This window comes from Dissulfurispira sp. (assembly GCF_036745535.1).
GTDB lineage: Bacteria > Nitrospirota > Thermodesulfovibrionia > Thermodesulfovibrionales > Dissulfurispiraceae > Dissulfurispira.
The window spans coordinates 1-2,765 of record NZ_DAIOFX010000137.1 but is presented as its reverse complement, the minus strand read 5'-3'; the positions used below and the strand labels follow the sequence as shown (position 1 = coordinate 2,765).

Below are 2,765 nucleotides of genomic sequence, written 5' to 3'. Positions count from 1 at the left end.
GACCATATCTATGGCGAACACGAGGCTGGAGGCACGAGCTGGATGTATATATCCGATAAGGATGCGGCAAAGAATTTCCCTGATGCATGGCTTTCACATTATGAACCGACCCTTGCAAACGCACCGCTGGTATTTATTGTCACAATGATATACAAGATATTTACACCTATCATGGTAATAGGCATTATCCTGCAAATCCTTTTGCATATCTGGCGATATGCAGTAAACAGGTGAAGGGAGGATTATATGCTGAAAAATAAGATCAGGAGGTTCAGCACATATCGCATTGCCGAACACTGGATATATATGACAACTTTTATTGTCCTCGTTGTCACTGGACTATCCCAGAAGTTTCATTACCTCGATATCTCCCTTTGGTTCATCTTTCACCTCGGAGGGATAGATTATGTAAGGCTCATCCACCGTTACGCAGGCTTGGTATTTTTGGTCGTTACTGCATTCCATATCATAACAGGGATGGTATGCATTGCAGCTAAAAAATGGCTGCCTTCCATGGTCATCAATAAAAAAGACTTCAGCGATGCGATATACAATATCAGATATTATCTCGGCGTGGAGGCACAGCCCGCTATCTGCGACCGTTACAGTTACAAACAGAAGTTCGAATACTGGGGGTGATCATCAGTGCAGTCCTGATGATCATGACAGGCATTATACTCTGGCTCCCTGCCCTTCTCACACGGTTCCTGCCCGGAGAAATAATCCCTGCCGCAAAGGTGATGCACACCAATCAGGGATTCCTGATGTTCCTCATTATTGCCCTCTGGCATATCTACAACTCCATATTCAGTCCGGAGATATTCCCCATCGATAAAAGTATTTTTACGGGTTACATATCGCGGGAAAGAATGGCGCTGGAACATCCCGCCGAACTTGCGAGAATTGAAAACAAGCCTGTTGAGGAAATTATAAGCGCACATAAGGAAATGGAGCGCCCTGAAAGTTTAGAAGTCAATGAACATTTATCCTAAAGTTGTATTTTTAGATTTTTGCTTTATAATTCCATCATGGGTGAAGAAAAAGGGAGTTTGCGAAAGAGGATAACCCTGGCAGTAACGCTAGGCATGTCAATAATCTTATTAAGCTTGGGCATCGTCAGTTACTATACCATCGAGAAAAACATCGAGGATTCCCTAAATAAAAAGCTCGCCCTCGCACGCCTCATCAGAAACAATACAGACAACATCATAAAAGAGAATATAAACCGCCTGTACGACATATCCCTGACAGGAAGCGTAAATCTCAACGACAATGACCTGACCCCCGAAAGGGAAGCCCTTAATACCGCATACAGGTATTCCATATTCACCGATGGAATATTCCTCCTCGATAAAGGAGGCAATGTCATCCTGAATTATCCGGAGAAAATAAAGGATACCAACCTCAATCTGTTGAGCATCGAGCCCATAAGCAGGATGATCGCAACGGGAAGGCCTGTTGTATCAAACATCTACAGCAGCGATACGGCAAATAGAAAGGTGCTGTTTGTACTGGTGCCGCTCAAGGACAAAAACGGAAACCATGTGGGAATAGCAGGAGGCGAGGTCGATCCCACCAATCCGATCCTCACAAATATACTGAGGTTTACCGATATAGGGGAGAATACATTCATAGACATCATAGACTCCAACGGCATAGTCATAGCCTCATCAAAACCTTCCCGCACGCTCACATACTGCGACTACAACAAATTCTTCAGCACCATAATAAATTCAAAGAGAGAACGCGTAACAACATGCCACCAATGCCATGATCAGGAGAGGAGAAAAAATCCACAAATGTCGTGGCATTCGTACCCCTCGAAATGGCGCCATGGGGCATATCCATACAGGAACCCGAAGTCGATGTCTTTGAGCCTTCCATGCATATGAAAAAACCTTTGTCACACTCGGAGCGATCTTTATAGGGACTGCATTTATGCTCGCAATGGGGATAAGCAGGAGCGTGGTCGATCCAATAAAGGAATTGATAAAGGCAACAGATCGGATATCAAGGGGAGACCTTTCAGAGCCTGTTGCAGTTCAGGGCAGCGACGAGATAGGGGTCTTAAGCCGGAGTTTTGAGACCATGAGGGAAAAACTTGACAGGTCCATCGAGAGCATAAAAAATTATAACCTTGAGCTCGAAAAGAGGGTTAAGGAAAGGACGCGGAAAAATAAAAGAAGGCCAGCAGAGGATCGAGAACCTGCTAAACAAGATAATCTCCACTGAAGAAGAAGAAAGGAAGAGGATAGCGCGAAACCTCCATGACGATACAATACAGGACCTCTCGGCGCTTCTCATGAAGATCGATATGTGCAAGCTCTATCCTGAACAGATTTCGGCAAATAAAATTAACGTCATCAGGGAAATAGTTCTTAAAACCCTCGATGGACTCAATACAGCCATACAAAACCTCAGGCCGTCCCTTCTCGATGACCTTGGACTGGAAGCAGCAATTAAATGGCTCCTTGACATCCATTTGGGAGAAAAAGGGACAAACATCTTTTACAATATCACCGGGGCTAAAGACAAACGGTTCAGTCAGGATATAGAGATAAGGCTCTTCAGGATTATACAGGAGGCGATTGCGAACATCTCACGCCATGCAGCCGCAAAAAATGTCTTTGTGAATTTCAAGGCAGACAACAATCATATAATCCTGGAGATAGAGGACGACGGCCAGGGTTTCGATGTCAAAACCCTGTTTCAGCAGGCCGTTCATGCAAGAAAGGACTTTAGGGGGTTAGGGCTTTTAGGCATAA

General features: G+C 44.6%; 5 protein-coding genes and 1 pseudogene. All 6 read left to right on the top strand.

What is annotated here, in order from left to right; genetic code table 11:
* Window positions 1-234 (top strand): annotated as a pseudogene (locus V7L97_RS12055) (hypothetical protein); the annotation flags it as partial.
* Window positions 235-246: 12 nt separating this feature from the next.
* Window positions 247-639 carry a cytochrome b/b6 domain-containing protein gene (locus tag V7L97_RS12050; protein ID WP_333656315.1) on the top strand — a complete coding sequence of 131 codons (393 nt, stop codon included), beginning with the start codon at window positions 247-249 and terminating at the stop codon, window positions 637-639.
* A 23-nt stretch (window positions 640-662) separates the two neighbouring features.
* Window positions 663-992: a hypothetical protein gene (locus V7L97_RS12045; protein ID WP_333656312.1), complete on the top strand. Its 330-nt coding sequence runs from the start codon at window positions 663-665 to the stop codon at window positions 990-992.
* A 93-nt stretch (window positions 993-1,085) separates the two neighbouring features.
* Window positions 1,086-1,892 (top strand): cache domain-containing protein, encoded by an 807-nt coding sequence (locus V7L97_RS12040; RefSeq protein ID WP_333656310.1) that lies wholly within the window; start codon window positions 1,086-1,088, stop codon window positions 1,890-1,892.
* Window positions 1,893-1,938: 46 nt separating this feature from the next.
* Window positions 1,939-2,232 (top strand): HAMP domain-containing protein, encoded by a 294-nt coding sequence (locus V7L97_RS12035; protein ID WP_333656307.1) that lies wholly within the window; start codon window positions 1,939-1,941, stop codon window positions 2,230-2,232.
* Window positions 2,138-2,765 (top strand): sensor histidine kinase (locus V7L97_RS12030; RefSeq protein ID WP_333656305.1); only part of this gene is annotated, 628 nt, incomplete at its 3' end. The genes V7L97_RS12035 and V7L97_RS12030, both read left to right, overlap by 95 nt.

Excerpts from the sequence above, each read along its gene's own strand:
- V7L97_RS12050 (WP_333656315.1), top strand. The coding sequence starts at position 247 with ATGCTGAAAAATAAGATCAGGAGGTTCAGCACATATCGCATTGCCGAA.
- V7L97_RS12045 (WP_333656312.1), top strand. The coding sequence starts at position 663 with ATGACAGGCATTATACTCTGGCTCCCTGCCCTTCTCACACGGTTCCTG.
- V7L97_RS12040 (WP_333656310.1), top strand. The coding sequence starts at position 1,086 with ATGTCAATAATCTTATTAAGCTTGGGCATCGTCAGTTACTATACCATC.
- V7L97_RS12035 (WP_333656307.1), top strand. The coding sequence starts at position 1,939 with ATGCTCGCAATGGGGATAAGCAGGAGCGTGGTCGATCCAATAAAGGAA.